Origin of the sequence: Mycolicibacterium tusciae (assembly GCF_002086795.1) — a bacterium.
In the GTDB taxonomy this organism is placed as follows: domain Bacteria; phylum Actinomycetota; class Actinomycetes; order Mycobacteriales; family Mycobacteriaceae; genus Mycobacterium; species Mycobacterium tusciae.
In genome coordinates this window covers 1-18,252 of the sequence record NZ_MVIM01000001.1, presented here as the reverse complement: position 1 = coordinate 18,252, position 18,252 = coordinate 1, and the positions used below count along the sequence as shown (strand labels likewise).

3 protein-coding genes are annotated in these 18,252 nt (G+C 63.9%); 2 read left to right on the top strand and 1 reads right to left on the bottom strand.

The window, feature by feature from the left end; all coding sequences use genetic code 11:
• Nucleotides 1-60 precede the first annotated feature (60 nt).
• On the bottom strand, nucleotides 61-16,089 hold the full coding sequence (locus BST47_RS00015) for an ATP-binding protein (RefSeq protein ID WP_474623427.1): 16,029 nt from the start codon (nucleotides 16,087-16,089) through the stop codon (nucleotides 61-63).
• Between the two features lie 97 nt (nucleotides 16,090-16,186).
• On the opposite strand from BST47_RS00015, the gene BST47_RS00010 reads away from it, so the two are divergent.
• The gene (locus BST47_RS00010) at nucleotides 16,187-17,320 is read left to right on the top strand and encodes an alkaline phosphatase family protein (RefSeq protein ID WP_083123167.1); all 1,134 of its coding nucleotides are present in this window, start codon (nucleotides 16,187-16,189) and stop codon (nucleotides 17,318-17,320) included.
• A 293-nt stretch (nucleotides 17,321-17,613) separates the two neighbouring features.
• The coding region (locus tag BST47_RS30945) for a C40 family peptidase (RefSeq protein ID WP_234809530.1) at nucleotides 17,614-18,252 on the top strand (639 nt) is incomplete at its 3' end.

Below are 18,252 nucleotides of genomic sequence, written 5' to 3'. Positions count from 1 at the left end.
TTATGCAGCTCCCTGGCTGCATTTCCACCATAGGCAGCCTAGCAGCTGCATGTCAATGGCTCAGCCCAGCTGGTTGAGTTCTTCGAAGCGGGCGAGAGCCATATTCCGCTGGTCGGGATCGAAGGCCTCCATGCGGATGACGCTTGGCCCGTCGAATAGAAGAAGGATGACGGCGGGAAGCTCTATTACGGCGCCCTCGGCCGTTGTGCCTTTCACAACAACGCTGTTCACAACGCCCGTCGCCGAGTGTGTGAGGATCTCGGGGCCCTCAACCCATAGGTCTGGGATCAGTGACGCCAAAGCGCGGATCGACGACCAATGATCGACAATCGTTTCGGCGTCTCCGTTCGCCAGTTGCCGATGATTGACGTAGGTGGCACCGCCTTCAATTGCGGCAACCGCATCCCAGTCATGACGGTTATAGGCCTCGTTCACCTCGCGTGCCGCCTCGATAACTTCAGGATGGGCGACCCCTCCAGATGCGATCCAGCGAGCGGTGAGCTCAGCGACCGCGGAGTTGTTGTCGTCGGGATCGAAAATCACAAAGCGGGATATCAATTCGTCAAGCGCGACTTCGACCTGAAGCAAAGCCTCCACAGCGATCGGGCGATCGACCTCGCTATGATCGCGGAACATCAAGCGGCACAGCGCCAGGTAGAGCCCCCTGATGGCGACGGGGTCCACCTCCACCTGCCAATCAGTAGCCGCTTCGGAGACAAACGTGTTCGCGAAACCGTGCCTGATTAGGCCCTCGTCACGCAGCCCTTTTCGCCGGTCCTCATATCGTCCGTCTGCAGTGACAACGGCAAGGTAGCTATCAAGGTCGCGGCGGTTGAACGCATCCATCGCGCGCTTGAGAACCCGCGTCGCGGCGTTCTCCCAGTGAGGCATTGACGCAGCTAGTTCATCGAAGCTCGCGAGCGCGGCGTCGATTTCTGCCTCGTCGAAAAGCTCCGCGCTGCTGATCAGGTTGCCTTCGATCATCACGACGATTATCTGCCGCCACTCCGCGTCGAAGCCTTGTTGTGAAGTCGCATGTGCTGCCCAGGTGACCACCGCTCCACGGCTGGTCAGCCGATGCACGGCCTCGATTTCCATTCTCGCGTGCGGCGTAAGGCCCCAGCCGGCACCGACATACGCGGTCAAATTGTTTGTTTCGATCATTGCAAGCGGCCGGTGATCAAGCAGCACATATTCTGAAGTCCTCGCGGGAAGTTCGCGTCGGTTGAGTGCGGCATTGGCATGCTTGAGGACCGACCACGTGTGTGCGTGAGCGGCCGCTTCGCCGGCGATGTAACGGATATCTAGTTCCTCGAAGGCGGTGTCATGATCGTCGGGATCGAAGAGCATCAATTCGCGCGCTAGATTGTCGTCACTGACTTCGGTGAGCACCAACACCTCGAGGGTGATCGGACGGTCGGTCTCATCCGTGTCTCGCAGGATTTGCCGGCTCAGACAGAGCCGCGATCCCCTGATGGCGAGAGGCTCGATCTCCATGCGCCAGCTTCGGGGAAACTCGAACAGCGCCTGGGTGACTCGGCGACGCATCGGCGCCTCCTGGGAGTCCCGCAGGAGCTTTCGCCGGTCATCGAAGTGTCCGTCCGGGCTGGTGAGGTCGACAAAGGTGTCCACGTCGCGGCGGTTGAACGCATCCGCAAGACGCGCCCACGTGCGGGTCGCTGCATTTTCGAGTCGAGGCGGCTGGCTGAGTTCGTCGAACCGTACCAATGCAACGTCGAGGTCTGACTCGTCGAATATTTCGCAGCGGTTGATCAGGTCGTCTTCGAATGTCAAAAGGTGGATGTCGCGCCACTCCGCATGAAAACCTTGCGTCGACGTCCCGTACGCGGGGGCTGTGACGACTGCTCCGAGAGTGTTCACACGATGAACGGCCGCGATGTAGACGCTGAGGTCCTGCGTGACGTCCCAGGCAGCACTCGTGAGACCGAACAGGTCGCCGGGCGCGGAAGCTATCACGCGGCGGTGGTCGATGCTCGCGAAATCCGTTGTCATCGAGGATAACTCGTGGCGGTTGAACGCAGCGTACGCTTGCGCAACCAGTGACCAGGTGTGCGCGTGGGCGGCCGATTCGCCTGCGGCATAGCGGGCATCGAGTACCGCGAAGGCGGAGTCGGTGTCGTCGGGGTCGAAAATGACGAGCGCCGTCATCCGCTCGTCGGCATCAATTTCGACGACTTCGAGAACGTCGATATGGACCGCATCAGGTCGCTCACTGTCCGAATACCGGACACGCCTGAGCAAGAGCCTCGATCCCCGTATCGCAATTACGTCCGGCGTCCAGTGCTTAAATCCGAGGCCGGCGATCGCACGCATGTCTACGATCTGGGCGTCGCGGCCATGTCGGGCCCCCGCCCCTACCACCCGCCGTCGGTCGTCTTGGAGAAAGTCTTCGGCCAGCAGGTCGGCCATAGCGTCCCATTCGTCCGCCTGGAAGCACACCTGAAGGCGTTCGTATACCCGCGTCGCCGCGTTCTCCAATTGCCGAAGCGGACGACTGAGCTCGTCGAAGCGAGCGAGCGCGGCCTCGACGTCGGCCTCGTCTCGAAGCTCGATACGGTTGACCAGGTCGCCTTCGACCGTCAGAAGTTCGATCATTCGCCACTCGGCATCGAAGCCGTCTCGCGAGGTGCCATGCGCGACAATGGTGAACACCGATCCGATTCCGTTCAGAAGGTAGACAGACTCGATGCGGATGGTGAGGTCCGGTGTTTGGTCCCATGCGACGCGGGTGTACCCGTCCAGAGCATCCGCCTCGATGATCGCGAACTGCCGGTGGTCGACGAGCACAAAGTCCGCTGTCCTGTCGGGGAGTTCGTGCCGGTTGAATGCGGCGATGGCGCCGGCGACGAGCGACCATGTCCGCGCGTGCGCCGCCGCTTCTCCAGCGAGATATCGCCGATTCAGCTCCTCGAAAGCGGCGTCGATGTCGTTGGGGTCGAATAAGACGATCGCCGCGATTCGGTCATCGGCGTCGAGTTCGTAGAAGCTGAGCACCTCCGCGAGTAAGGCATCGGTCCCCTGCGCGCCATCCGAGTAGCAGGCACGCGTGAGGACGAGGCGCTCCCCGCGGGTCGCAATGAAGGTCGACGTCATATTCGTGGCCCCGAGGTCGGCGCTCGCCCGCATATTTGCGATCTCGGCGTCGCGACCGTGACGGACTCCCCCGCCTACCACCCGACGGCGATCGTCACCGGAAACGTCGTCGGCCAGTATCTCCGCCATTGCGGTCCAGTCGCGCGCCCCGAAGCTCGCCACCAAGTGTTCGGTTGCTTGGCTTGCGGCGTTCTCGACGAGCGGTACCGGCGGACTGAGCTCGTCGAACCTCGCGAGCGCTGCATCAACGGCATCTTCGTCGAATAGCTCGCAGCGGTTGATCCGGTCGCTGTCGACAGTAAAAAGTTGAATCATCTGCCACTCGGCGTCAAAGCCTTCGGGCGAAGTCCCGTACGACGTATTTGTGACGACCGCTCCTTGGGCGCTAAGTCGATGCACGGCGTCCAAATAGATTCTGAGGTCGGGCGTGAGGTCCCGCACGGCATGCATGGATGCGGCAAGAACGCTGGGCGCGAAGGGGCTATGTCGCCGGTGATCGAAAAAGGCCCAGTCCGTCGTGAGCTGCTCGTGTCGATTAAACGCGGCGAATGTCTGAACGATGACGGACCACGTGTTCGCATGGGCGTCCGCTTCTCCCGCGGCGTAACGCGACTCAAGCTCCTCGAAGGCGGTGTCGATAGCATCGGGGTCGAACACGACGAGAGCCAAGACTTTTCCTCCGGCATCGATCTCGATGATGAACAGGATTTCGATGACAAATGGATCGGGTCGCTCGTCTTCGGCCGAATAGCCGATCCGACCGAGGACGAGGTGCCCGCCGCGGGTAGCGATGACCGACGGCATTGTCTGCCTGACGCCGCTGTCGGCGCGTAGCTGCATATCGTCGATCACGGCATCCCGGCCCCGTCGTAGCCCGGAATTGACCACCGGACGACGGTCCTCGATGGAGATGTCGCTGTCCATGATCTCGCATATGACGGCGCGGTCGTTGGCGGCGAAATGCACCCAAAAGCGCTCGGCCACTTGACTTGCAGCATTCTGCAGCCGCCGCGCTGGATGACTGAGCTCGTCGAACCTGGCGAGGGCGGCGTCGAGGTCATTCTCGTCGAAGAGCTCGCATACCTTGCCCAGGTCACCTTCGCGTGTCAGAAGCTCGACGATTCGCCAGTCGGCGTCGAAGCCCTCGGTCGAGATCCCATGCACCGCAAGAGTGACGACTACCCCTAGGTCAGTCAGCCGATGGACCGCCTCGATGTACATGCGGAGGTCCGGAGTGAGATCCCACGAGGCGCGCAGATTATCTACCAGTCCGCTGGCATCGTGCGTCTTGTGGTGCAGCTGGTGATCAACGAGGACGTAATCAGCTGTCGTCGCGGGCACTTCGTGCCGATTAAGTGCTGCGAAAGCCGCCGCAGTTACTGACCATGTGTGGGCATGGGCGGCCGCTTCGCCGGCGAGGTATCGGGCGTCGAGCTCGCCGAGGGCGGCGTCGAGGTCGTCCGGGTCGAACGTGACGAACGCTGCGATTCGCTCGTGGTCATCGATCGCGATTATCTGGAGGAGATCAACGTGGAACGCGTCAGAAGTCTCGTTGTTGATCGAGTATCGAATCCGCGTGAGGCCAAGGCGCTCTCCACGGGTGGCGATGGTGATTGACGACGCCCCCGGGATCCCGAGTTCGGCGACGTACCGGAGACTTTCGACGATGGTATCTCGGCCGTGGCTTTCGGCATTCACCACCCGACGGCGGTCGTCGCTGTGAAGGTCGTCGGCCCATAAGGCCGCCATGGCGGCCCAGTCGCGGGCAACGTAGTGCGCGATGTGGCGTGCATTCACTCGCGTTGCTGCGTTTTCCAGTCGCGGTGCCGGACGACCCAGTTCGTCGAACTTCTCGAGTGCGGCGTCGAGGTCTGCCTCGTCGAATTTTTCGCTGCGGCTGATCAGGTCGCCGTCGACCGTCATAAGGTCGATCTCACGCCATTCGGCGTCGAAGCCATCCTGTGAGGTTCCGTACGACACGCGGGTGATGACGGCTCCGAGGTTGGTCAGCCGATGCACAGCCTCGATGTATTCAGCGACGTCAGCCATGACATCCCACGCAGCGCGGATGTACGGGGTCAAATCACCTTGAGCGGCTGCTATTCCGCGCCGGTGATCAATGTTCACCCAGTCCGGCGTCGTCTTGGCGAGTTCACGTCGATTGAGCGCGGCGTAAGCCTTCGAAATGACGGACCAGGTGTGAGAGTGAGCCGCTGCTTCACCTGCGGCATAACGGGACTCAAGCTCCTCGAAGGCGGCGTCGATGTCCTCGATGTCGAATGCGACGCGCGCCACGATCCGCTCGTCGGCGTCGATCTCGACGATGCGCAGAACCTCCAACGAGAATCCCCCGCTGGTAGTACCCCGAGTGCGACACAGGGCGAGCCGGTCCCCGCGGGTTGCGATGACGACGTCCGTCAAACCCGTGATCCCAGCGCCTGCCACTGATTTCGCACTCGCGACTTCGGCATCGCGACCGTATCGAATTCCTTCGTCAGCAGCGTGACGACGATCGTCACTGCAGTGGTCTTCCGCCAGCATTGCAGCCATCGCGTCCCAATCGCGAGCAGCGAAACGCGAATGGTAATGGTCGTATACCCGCGTCGCCGCGTTCTCCAATTGCCGAACCGGACGACTGAGCTCGTCGAAGCGAGCGAGCGCGGTGTCGAGGTCTGTCTCGTCGAACAGCTCGCTGCGATTCATGAGGTTGCCTTCGAACGTCACTAGATCGACGGATCGCCATTCAGCCTCGAAACCCTCTTGCGACGTACCGCTCAAAGAATGGGTTACGACCGCGCCGAGGTCGTTGAGGCGGTGGACGGTCTCGACGTAGATGCTTGCTTGCGGCGTGAGGTCCCACCCGGCGCGGAAGGACGGAGCCATATCTGGTGCCTCCACCATGGCGAGTTGCCTGTGATCAATCATCACCCAATCTGGTGTCCTCTGCGCCAGCTCGCGCCGATTAACAGCGTTGTAGGCTCGCCGGACAAGCGACCAGGTGCGCGTGTGAGCCGATGCCTCGCCGGCGACGTAACGCGACTCAAGCTCCTCGAAGGCGGCGTCGATGTCGTCGACGTCGAAAAGGACGCGGGTTGCCATCCGCCTATCGGCGTTGATCTCGACGATGCCGAGCATCTCGGTGTGGAATGCGTCGGGCCGCTGGTCCCTTCCCGAGAGGCGGATACCCACCAGGGCGAGGCGCTGCCCGCGGATGGCGATCACGGTCGACCTCGCGTTCTTGGTCCCGAGGTCTGCGGTCGCCCGCATGTCCGCGATTTTGGCGTCTCGACCGTGTCGGATGCCGGCGTTCACTACCCGCCGACGATCGTCTGCGAAAATGTTGTCGGCCAGTGTCTCGCCCATCGCGGCCCAGTCGCGGGCCGCGAAGGACGCCTGGAAGCGCTCTTCCACCTCGGTTGCGGCGTTCTGCGGTCCCGGCGCCGGAGGATTGAGTTCGTCGAACCTTGCGAGTGCAGCGTCGAGGTCCGCCTCGTCGTAGAGTTCGGTACGACTGATCATGTCGCCGTCGACTGTCGTTACGGCGATCTCCCGCCACTCCGCGTCGAAGCCTTCTTGCGACGTCCCGCGCGAGGCGCTCGTTGCGACCGCCCCGATTCCACTGAGCCGATGCACCGCCTGGATATAGATGCCGACGTCAGGCGTGTCGTCCCAGGATGCGCGGATGAGTGCCTTTAGGTCGCCGGGGGCGACAGTTATCCCGCGCCGGTGGTCGATGTTCACCCAACCCGGAGTCGTTGGGAATAGCTCGCGCCGATTGAAGACGGTGTAGGCGTTCGCGATGACCGACCAGGTGTGTGAGTGGGCGGCTGCCTCGCCGGCGACGTAACGGGCTTCGAGCTCTTCGAACGCAGCGTCCATATCGTCGATATCGAATACGACGATCGCCGACATTCGCTCGTCGGCGTCGAGTTCGTAGACGCTGAGCACCTCGGAGAGGAAGGCATCGGTCCCCTGCGCGCCACCCGCGTAGCAGGCACGCGTAAGAACCAGGCGCTCCCCCCGGGTCGCTATGGAGGTCGACGTTATATTCGTGGACCCGAGATCGGCGCTTGCCCGCATGTTTGCGATCTCGGCATTTCGACCGTATCGGACTCCCCCGCCGACCACCCGACGGCGATCGTCACCGGAAACGTCGTCGGCCAGTATCCCCGCCATTGCGGTCCAGTCGCGCGCCCCGAAGCTCGCCAGCAAGCGTTCGGTTGCTTGGCTTGCGGCGTTCTCTAATCGCGGTGTCTGAAGGTGTAACTCATCGAAACGAGCAAGCGCGGCGTCGAGGTCTGCCTCGTCGAACAGGTCGGAGCGCCTGACCTGTTCACCTTCGACACTCAGAAGTTGGATATGGCGCCACTCAGCGTCAAAACCGTCTGGCGATGTCCCACGCGCAGTATGGGTGACAACCGCTCCGGCGCTGCTGAGTCGATGCACCGACTCGACGTGGATGGCGAAGTCCGGCATGAGATCCCACGTGGCGCGGATGGACGCGGTCTGGTTGCCGGATGCGAATGGTGTAACTCGCCGGTGATCGACTGCAACCCAGTCCACCGTAGGGAGTTCATGCCGGTTGAACGTGGCGTAAACCCCTGCGATCAGTGACCAGGTGTGTGCGTAAACAGCTGCTTCGCCTGCGATATAACGGGCGTCGAGCTCCTCGAAAGCAGCTTCGACGTCGTCGAGGTCGAACCCCACCCGCGCCACGATCCTGTTGTCTGCGTCGACCTCGACGATGCCGAGCACCTCCAAGAGGAACGCATCGGGCCCCTGTTCCTGGATACAGAAGCGATTACGAGAGAGGGCTAGGCGCTCCCCTCGGGTAGCGATGACCGTCGATGTTGCATTGATCGCACCCAGATCCGCGGTCGTCCGCACATTTTCGATCTCGGCTTCCCGGCCGTGTCGGATTCCTGCACCCAGCCCACGGCGATCGTCATGAAGCATGTCGACGGTGAGAATCTCTGCCAGAGAGCTCCATTCATGAGCAACGCAGTGCGCTAGGAAGCGGTCGTATGCTTGGCTCGCCGCATTCTCCAGCCGCGGCGCCGGAGGATTGAGTTCGTCGAACCTCGCGAGTGCAGCGTCGAGGTCTGCCTCGTCGTAGAGTTCGCAACGGCTGATGAGGTCGCGGTCGAACGTGAAGAGGGCGCCCAGCCGCCACTCGGCGTCGAATCCCTCTTGCGAAATCCCGTACGCGTTATGAGTGACGACTGCCCCGAGGCTACTCAGCCGATGCACGGCAGTGATGCGCATCCTATAGTCCGGCATCAGATTCCAGGTCGCACCGAGGTATGCGAAAATCTCACCAGGCGGGAACGACGCTCCCTGCCGATGGTCGATATTGATCCAGTCCGGCGTGATAGCCGGAAGCTCGTGACGGTTGAGTGCGGCGTAGGCTTGCGTCAGAACCGACCAGGTCTCCGAGTGCGCGGCCGCTTCGCCAGCGAGATACCGCTTCTCGAGCTCCTCGAACGCGGCGCCGATGTCGTCTAGATCGAGCAGAACACTCATTCGGATCCGGTTGTTGGTGTCGACTTCGATGATCTGCAGTTGCTCAAGGGCGAAAGCCTCGGGTCGCTGATCCCCGCCCGCTACGCGAGCGCGAAGGAGTGCGAGGCGATCTCCGCGTAACGCGATGACCTTGAACGATATGTACTTGATACCGAGGTCGATGACAGCCTGCAAGTTCGCCATCTGAATCTGTCGACCGTGTGTGACGCCACGGCCCACCACTCGGCGGAGATCGTGGTCGCAGATGTCGTCCGCGATCATCTCCGCCATGGCGTCCAAGTTGCGAAGCGCGAGGTGCTCATTGAAGTGCTCGTACGCGCGGCTCGCCGCGTTCTCCAGCCGCGGGACCGGACGACTGAGTTCGTCGAACCTCGCGAGCGCGGCGGCCAGGTCTGCCTCGTCGAACAATTCAGATCGGCTGACCCTAGCGCCTTCCACGGTCAGGACATCGATGTCCTGCCAGTGGGCGTCGAACCCATCCTCCGAGATCCCGTGTGCGACATGGGTGACAACCGCTCCGGCGCTGCTCAGCCGATGCACCGCCGCGATGTAGATCTTGGTGTCGGGCGAGTCGTCCCATGCAGCCTGGATGTAGGCGATCATGTCGCCTGGGGCGAAAGCTGCTCCCCGACGGTTGTCGACGTTGACCCAGTCGGGCGTCGTCGCGTGGATCTCGCGCCGGTTGAACGCGGCGTAGGCCTCTACAATCGCCTTCCATGTGCGCGCATGGCTGGCTGCTTCGCCGGCTAGGTATCGGGCCTCGAGCTCGGCGATGGCTGAGTCGAAATCGTCGACCTCGAATCCCACGACCGCAGCGATCTGCCTATCGACGTTGATCTCAACGAGGTTGAGAGCATACATCTGGAACGCTTCAGAGCCGACCCGACTGAGCGTGAGGCGCTCCCCCCGGCTTGCGATGACGGTTACCGTTGCGTTGTCGAGCCCGAGGCTGGCGAGGGCTTGCGTGCTCGCGATTTCGGCAACTCGACCGTGTCTGACGCCTTCATTGACGACCCGGCGTCGATCATCGGTGACAATGTCGTCGGCCAGCAGGTTGGCCAGCGCGGCCCAGTCTCTGGCTTGGATGCATGTCCAGAAGCGCTCGTACACTTGACTTGCCGCGTTATCCAACTGCGGTGCCGGACGGGTCAGCTGTTCGAACCTTGCGAGCGCGGCGTCGATATCGGTCTCGTCGAAAAGTTCACAACGGCTTATCAGTTCGCCATCAACCGTAAGAATCTGTATGACCTTCCACTCGGCTTCGAAGCCCTCTGGCGAGGTCCCATGGGACGAAGTCGTCACGACCGCACCGCGATCACTTAGCCGATGCACAGCGACATTGCGGGCTCGGAATTCCGGCGTTGGGGCCGCGGCGTCCCGTACCGCGGTGGCCAATTCTCCTGGTGCGAATATCGCAACACGGCGGTGGTCGATGGTGACCCAGTCCGGGGTTGTCGTGGAGCGATCGCCACGATTGAACGCCGCGACATTCCGGCCGATGACCGACCATGTGTGTGAGTGCGGGGCCGCTTCGCCGGCGAGGTATCGGGCGTCGAGTTCTTCGAAGGCGGAGTCGATATCGTCGACGTCGAACGCGACGTGCGCTGTCATCCGGTCGTCGGCGTTGACCTCTACCACGACAAGTGCTTCCGCGATGAACGCGTCGGGCCGTTGGTCTCGACCCGAGAAGCACACTCGATTCAGAGCAAGGCGGTCCCCGCGGATCGCAAGGACTCTGGACACGATCTTCGTGCCCCCGAGGTCGCCGATCATCCGCAATTCAGCGAGCACGGCATCTCGACCATGTTGGTGGCCGGCGCTGACAACCGTACGGCGATCGTCAGTTGACATGTCGTCGGCCAATATCTCCGTCATCGCATCCCAGCGGCCAGTCGCGAAATACGCCCCGAAGCGCCGGGCAAGTTGGCTTGCTGAGTTTTCCAGCCGCGGCGCCGGACGGGTGAGATGTTCAAATCTCGCGACTGCTGCGTCGAGGTCTGCCTCGTCGAAGATCTCGCAGCGGTTGATCAGGTCGCCATCGACCGTTGACATCGTAATTTCCCGCCACTCGGCGTCGAAGCCGTCCGACGATCTGGCGTGCGCTGCGTAGGTGATGACCGCTCCGCGGTTGGTCAGCCGATGCACAACCTCGATATACGGTCCGATGCCTTGGTCGAGTTCACGCCCGGCACGGAGGTACGCGATCAGCTCGCCGGGCGCGAACGCCGCCGCTCGGCGATGGTCAATGTTCTCGCAATCCCGCGTGGTCGGTGGCAGCTCACCCCGGCTGACCGCGGCGTAGGACTCGGCGATGACGGACCATGTGTCCCGGAACGGCGCTGCTTGACCGGCGAGGTATCGGGCGTCGAGTTCAGTGATGGCGGCGTCGATATCGTCGAGATCAAACTCGACCTTGGCTACCATCAACCCGTCGGTGTTCACCTCGGTGATTTCGAGCGCTTGAACGCAGAACGCGTCGGGCCGCTCGGTATCTTCCTTGAAGCGAATTTGGCTGAGGCAGAGATGATCGCCTCGCAGGGCGATCGTCGTCTTCGCGACGATGACACCCAAGGCTGCGATGGCCCGGATATTTTCGACCGTTGTCGCGCGATCGTTGCTCTCGCGGCGAAGACCTTGCCGTCGGTCATCGACCCGAGTGTCCTGAGAAAACAGCACATCAATCTCGTCCAAGCGATTGCCGCCAAGGAGCGTGATCAGTCGGTCATCGGCGCGGGAAGCGGCGTTCTCGAGTAATGGTCGCGGAGGTTGTCTTTCCAACCGCGCGTGCGCGGCGCCGAGTTCAGCGATCGCGGCGTCCATGTCATCGAGGTCGAACCACACCGAAAATGAAAAGCGGCCGGACCGATCGAGACCCGCTACCTGAAGCATCTCAGAATGCGGCGCCCCCTGGCTCCCATCAGCAGTCCCAAGTTTCAGTCGGATGAGAGCCAGGCGTTCGCCTCGGATGGCGACAACCTCGTGCCGGTAGTAGATGTCGCCCGCTTCACGGGAAAGTCTCCTGACGTTCTGCGTCCAATCGCCCGAAAAGAGGTCATCGTGTGTGAACGCAATGAATTTTCTGCGACTCTCGACCTCGACGTCCGTTGCCGACAGTTGGTCGACCCTTTCCCAATCCTCGCGATTGAGAGCATCGACTAGGCGGTTGATGACTTGTGTGCACGCATTGTCCTGCTGAACGCTCGGAGCTCGCGAAGGTTGGTTCTCGAGCCGGGTGTGTGTGGCGTCGAGCTCAGCCATTGCGGCGTCGATGTCTTCGATGTCGAACCAAAGCCGCATGGCGATTCGACCTTCCGTGTCAAGGCCGTATAACTCAAGTACCTCTTCTTGCGGGGCCCCAGCGCTCATGTCGGCACTGCCGATCACCAATCGAGCAAGAGCCAGGCGCTCGCCGCGCACGGCGACAATCTCGTGGCGGTGGCGCACCGCGCCGGCGTCGGCGAGGCGTCTTGCCGTCGTTGGCCATTCATCCGTCGGAAGATCAAGTTGATCGAATCCGACGATTTTGCGCCGGCTCTCGACGGCAACATCGGTCGCGTACATATCCTGGTAGTCGTCCCAGGCCCCACTATCGGCGGCAGCGTCTAGACGGCGGATCACGCGTACGCACGAGTTTTCGACCTCGGCAGGTGGCGCTTCCTGTGTAGGCGCGCCAGTCGGGTGCTCGCCCTTGCCTGCGAGCCTTCGCGCCTTCTCCGCAAGTGCCGCTGCCCCCTTGAGTTCGTACAAGCTGACCGCGTTCTCGGCGGCGGCTCGCGCCCCCGCGGCATCGCCAGCAATATCCAACACCGTCGCCAAGGCCAGACATGCGTCGCCGTGATCGACCAGTTCGTCGGTGCGCTCCGCGATGGCGATAGCATCCTCAGCCACCCGCTTCGCTCGGTCATGATCACCCTGACGTGCCAGTAACTGCGCGCGCACGGTCCGCCAGGCGATCGCCGGCTTCAACGCGTGGCCGGCGAGTTCCTCACTCTCCGTGCATAATTCGTCGGCTTCGGTATCTTTGTCGAGCGCAAGACATGCGCGGGCCAGCAACGCCGCGGTGTCGGCGGTGTCAACGTCGAGACCCATGCGGCGGAAGCCTTTGTAGGCCCGTCGGAAGTGCTTTTCAGCAGCTGCCGGATCGTCTGCGACCAGTTCGACGATCCCTGCGAACTGGTCCACTTCGAGTAGTGCGTGCCGCATGCCGAGCTCGGTGAGGGTGCGTCTGGCAGAGTCGATCAGATGACGACCCGCGGCGGCGCGCCCGCGAAATGCATCTAGTACGCCTTGGCATCGCGTTGACGTCGCCTCGACGACCGGCGACCCCGTCGTGATGCGAAGGAGCCGAACCACATCCAGACAACGCCCGCCCGCGCGCGGAACCGGATTCGGCCCCCACAGCGCCGCAAGCGGTGCGCCGGCCAGCACAGCGTTCACTCTGCGGTGCTCGCCAGCGCGTCGCGCCGCAGTGAGCGCCTGGTCCAACGCGGTTTCGCAATCGCCGATCCGGCCGAGACGGGCCAGACACCCGGCCCGGACTGTGTGGGCCTTGGCCTCCCCTGCGGCGTCGTCAAGTCCGGCAAGCTCCACGGCCGCCGCGCCCAGCGCGGTCTCGATTTCGTCCAGACGCTCGGGATCGGTGAGCATCGACAGCTGGCCGTCGAAGCACGTGCCCCAGGCCGCCAGGCGCGCGGAATCGTTTGCGGCGCCTTGCAACTGCGAGACCGCGCCCCTCGCTGAGCCCACATCACCCGCGGCCAGCAGCGCCTCACAACGAGCGACCAACAGCTCGGCTTGCAGGTCGGCGCGGTCGGGCAACTCATCGTCGAGCTCATCGAGTGCGTGCAGTGCCTTGTCGTAGAGGTCGGCCGCGCCTTCGTAGGCCAGGCGTGCCATCGCCTGATCCGCGGCACGCCGACAGTAGTCGACAGCCTTGACCGCGTTGCCCGCCCACGCGCATTCGAAGTAGTGGTAAGCCAGTTCGGCGAGCAGTTCGTCGTCGGCACCCTGCTCGCTTTCGAGCGTCGAGGCGATCCGCTGATGGAGCCGCATGCGCCGCACCGATGCGAGCTCGGCTAGCAGCGACTGCCGGACGATGGCGTGGTTGAACCGGTAACGACCGCCCGGTTCTTCAATGACGATTCCGGCCTTGGACGCTTCGTCGAATGCGTCGACGAGGTCTTCGCCGACCACACGCTCGACCAGATCGATCGCGAACCGGCTGCCGACTACCGCCGCCGCCGCAAGAGCTTTGTTCGTATCCGCTGGAAGCCGAGAAAGCCTGCGACTCACCGCTTCCCGGACGCCTTGTGGCAGGGTGCTCGGATCCCAATGGCCACCGCTTTCGTCCACGTGGCGCAGCGCCTCGATCAGGAAGAACGGATTTCCACCCGTCACTGACGCCAACGCGCGTCCGAGCTCTTCGTCGTCGTAACCCGCCTCGGCGACGTAGGCGGTGACGTCGTCCTCGTCGAGACCGCTGAGCTGAAGGCGATTCGCGGAGCCGTCGCGGTGCAGGTCGGCGAGCATCGCCGCCAAGGGGTGGGAGCGGTCCAGGTCGGTGCTGCGGTACGTCCCGACGATCTGCACACGGGCGTGCTCTCCGAACCGCAGAAGATGCCGCAGTAGCAGCAGGGTGGGCTTGGCCGCCCAGTGGAGATCGTCGAGAACCAGCACGACAGGTGCACTCGCGGAGGCGATTCCCAGCAGCGCAACGACGGCATCGAAAAGCGCGTAGCGCTCGGTGTCCGCGTCGGCGCGGGGAGGCGCTGTCAGATCGGGTAGCACATCGGTCAGTCCGGGAACCAATGCAAGAAGTGCTTCGACTCCTCGCAACTCGCGCAACCGGCTGGCGCCGAGGCAGGGCACCAGCGACCGTAGGGCTTCCGCGAACGGCTGATACGGGGCACCGAGGTCCTCGTCACAGCGGCCGTAAAGGACGACGGCACCTTGCCCGTAGGCCTGACGTGACCATTCACCGGACAGCCGGGTCTTGCCAACGCCTGGTTCACCGGCGATCAGTACGGCGCGGGTGCCGGCGTCGAGTGTTAGTTGCCATGCAGAGAGAAGTTGCTCGAGTTCTGGGGCTCGCCCGACGAACGGCCCTGGTCCGGCGAGGACGGCGGGCAGGTCGGGTCGCTCCATGGGTGGCGCTTCGGTCATGGGAGTGGCGGGGCCTACGGCGCTCTCCAGGCGCAGTTCGAAGACATGCTCCGGGCGAGCCAGGTTCTTCAGCTGGCGCGATCCCAGATCGATGAGGAGGACGTCGTCCGAAAGCGTGTCGATGACGAGTTCGGCCGTGGCGCCCGAACAGAGGATCTGCCCGCCGGCGGCCAACGAGCGCAGGCGCGCGGCACGATTGACCGCTCGGCCGAAGTAGTCGCCATCGCGCAATTCGACCTCGCCGGTGTGCAGTGCCACCCGGATGCACATGGGCTCCGACAGCGCCCACGGTTCGTGACGGACCGCTTCCTGCAGCTCGATGGCGGCGGCCGCCGCCCCCGACGGTCGGTCGAAGACCGAGAACGTCGCGTCGCCCTCGCCGCGAGTCTTGATGAGCCGCCCGCCCCGGGACGTGACGACCTGTTCGACGATCTCGTCGTGCCGCGCGAGAGCCACCGCCATGGCGTTGGCTTGGGCTTCCCAGGCTGCGGTCGACCCCTCGATGTCGGTGAGCAGGAAGGTCACCGCCTTGGTTACTGTCGAAAGTTGCTGTGAGACCGCTAGTTCCAATGTGTCGTCCTGCGCAACGATCGCGGCTTCCAGTCGGCGAAGATCCGGTCCCGGGTCGACGCCGAGCTCGTCGGCGAGCATCGAGCGTGCCCGCTGATACGCCCCGAGCGATTCACCCTGCCTGCCCGCGCGATAAAGGGCGAGCATCAACTGTCCCCATCGCCTCTCCCGCAGTGGCGCATCGGCGATCGCGGCCTCCAGCTCGCCGACGATTTCGGCGGCCCGCCCCGTCGCGAGCAGCGCATCGGCGCGGTCCTCCACCAACGCGGCGTGCCCCTCGATCCACCGCGTCTTCTCCGCCCCGCCGCGCGGACCATCCGGCAGCTCGGGAGCGCCGCGCCACAGCGCCAGCGCCTCGTCGAAGCGGGCCACCGCTTGGCCGGCGTCTCCACCCGCGAACGCCTCGCGCCCCAGCCTGGCGGCCAGCTTGTACCGGGTGGCGTCGACCTCGGTCGTACTGAGCGTCCACCCGGTCCCCTCCGTCAGCACATAACCCTCACCGAGGGCGCGACGCAGAGAAGAGATGTGAGTTTGCAACGCCTTGACGGCGGTGCGTGGTGGACGAGCACCCCAGAGCAGTTCGGCGAGGGCGTCGGCGGTGACGACAGAACCGCCGTGCAGACCGAGCATGGTGAGGACGGCGCGTGGTTTTGCGCCGGGGACAGCGACCGGCAGACCATACTGCCGGACCTGTAGAGGCCCTAAAACCCCCAGCTCCACGTGTGAAAGCGTAGTCACTCGTCCATCGTCAGGGCGCGGATTCAATACGCGGTCAAGGATTGGTAAAGACCACCCGGCGGTGTGGCAGGCTCGGCTTGTGGACCTGCCGCAGCCGAGCCCAGACACCCCACACCTCGCCGACGTCATTCCGTCCGTTCTCTCCGCGATGGGTGTCGCCGGATTCGACAGCCGAATACCGTTAGACGCTGATATCACCGGCGCCTGCGTACTGCTGGTCGACGGGCTCGGCGCGGAATTACTCGACGAACACCCCGCCGAAGCACCCGTCATGGCCGGCCTTCGCGGCCGCAACCTGCAGGTCGGCTTCCCGGCCACCACCGTCGCCGGACTCGCCGCGCTGGGCACCGGCTGTCGCTCCGGCGAGCACGGCATGGTCGGTTACTCCTTCCGGTTGCCCGACGTCGGGGTGGTGAACTCTTTGCGCTGGCGCATACACCCGTGGGGCGCCGACGTGCGAGACGCAGCGCCGCCCGAGCAGGTGCAGCCGATGCCGACGACGTTCGAACGGGCCGTCTCGGCGGGGGCGTCGGTCAGCGTCATCTCCGGAGCCGAGTTCACCGGGTCCGGGATGACGCGCGCGGCGCTGCGCGGCGGCCGGTACATCGGCGTGCACGCGATGGGCGATCTGTCGGCGCGGGTGCGCGAATCCGTCGCCGCCGGCGGGTTCTGCTACGCCTACCACAGCGAACTCGACATGATGGGCCACCTCTACGGGCCCGGATCGACCGCGTGGATCATGCAGCTGCGCCAGATTGACCGGCTGGTGGAATCTATTGTCGAGGGCCTGCCGCCCGGAGGGCTGCTCGCAGTCGTGGCCGACCACGGGATGGTCACCGTCGGCACCGACGACGTCGACATCGACAGCGACGACTCGCTCACCGTCGGAGTGGCCGATATCGGGGGCGAGGCTCGGGCGCGGCACATATATGTAGTCCCCGGCGCGGCCGACGACGTGTTGACGACATGGCAGGCCACGCTCGCAGGTCGGGCATGGGTGGTCTCGCGCGACGAGGCTATTGGCGCCGGCTGGTTCGGCGAGCGTGTGAGCGACACGACGCGAAGCCGAATCGGCGATGTCGTAGCCGCAGCCCGCGGTTCTGTAGGTTTGCTGAGACGAACGGTCGAGCCACTGGAGTCTTCGTTGATCGGCCACCATGGCTCACTGACGAGCGCCGAGCAGAACGTCCCGCTCCTGCTCGCCTACGCGTAAGCGCCGCTGTTCAGCGTTGGATTCGCTGGCGTAATTGATTGCATTGCAATGCTTTTCGTAAGTTCTGTCGCGCTCAAATAGCATCATCGTCACGAATAGTTGCTCTCTGCAACATAAATCGCTAACACAACGGTCACGACCAGCAAACAAATCGGCGAATACGCCATTTCCCGGCCGAAGTTGAGTGAAGTAGCACACCGAATTTCGGTATTGTGGTCGCGGTCACACCATATTCGGTGAACGTGATCACAAATTTTGGCGGCCCGCAAAACGCTCTGTTAACGTCCGGCGTCATGTTTGCTGTTGCAACGCTTTTGACGCTAGTCAATTCCGTGTCCGGCACGCCTTACGTCACCGGTGGGGATTCCCCGGCCGGTACCGACTGCTCAGGACTGGTCTCCTGGGTCACCAACGCGGCGACCGGACGCCCCGTCTACGGGGACCGGTTCCACACCGGGAACATCGAGCAGGCACTGCTTGCGCGTGGCTTCCAGTACGGCACGCAGCCCGGCGCGCTCAACGTGGGCTGGAATGGCGGCCACACCGCCGCGACGCTGCCCGACGGCACGCCGGTGTCCTCCGGAGAAGGTGGCGGCGTCAAGATCGGCGGCGGTGGCGCCTATCAGTCGCAGTTCAACAACCACATGTTCTTGCCGATGCCGCCCGATCAGGTGCCACCGCCCCCCGGCGCCCCGATCGTGCTGATGAATCAGCAGGCGCCGATGCCCCCGGCACCGCCGATGGCACCGCCACCGCCGCCGGTATTTTCGCCCCCCCCCTGTGCCGGGGGGGCCGGGGGGGCGGGCCCCCACCGGGGGGGCGGGGGCGGGGGGCTGCCCCCGCGCCCCCGGGGGGGGCGTCGACGCCGCCCGCGGCCAGCGCCGCGCGGCACGCCGCGACCTGCGCATCCGCCGATGGCGTCGCGATGTTCC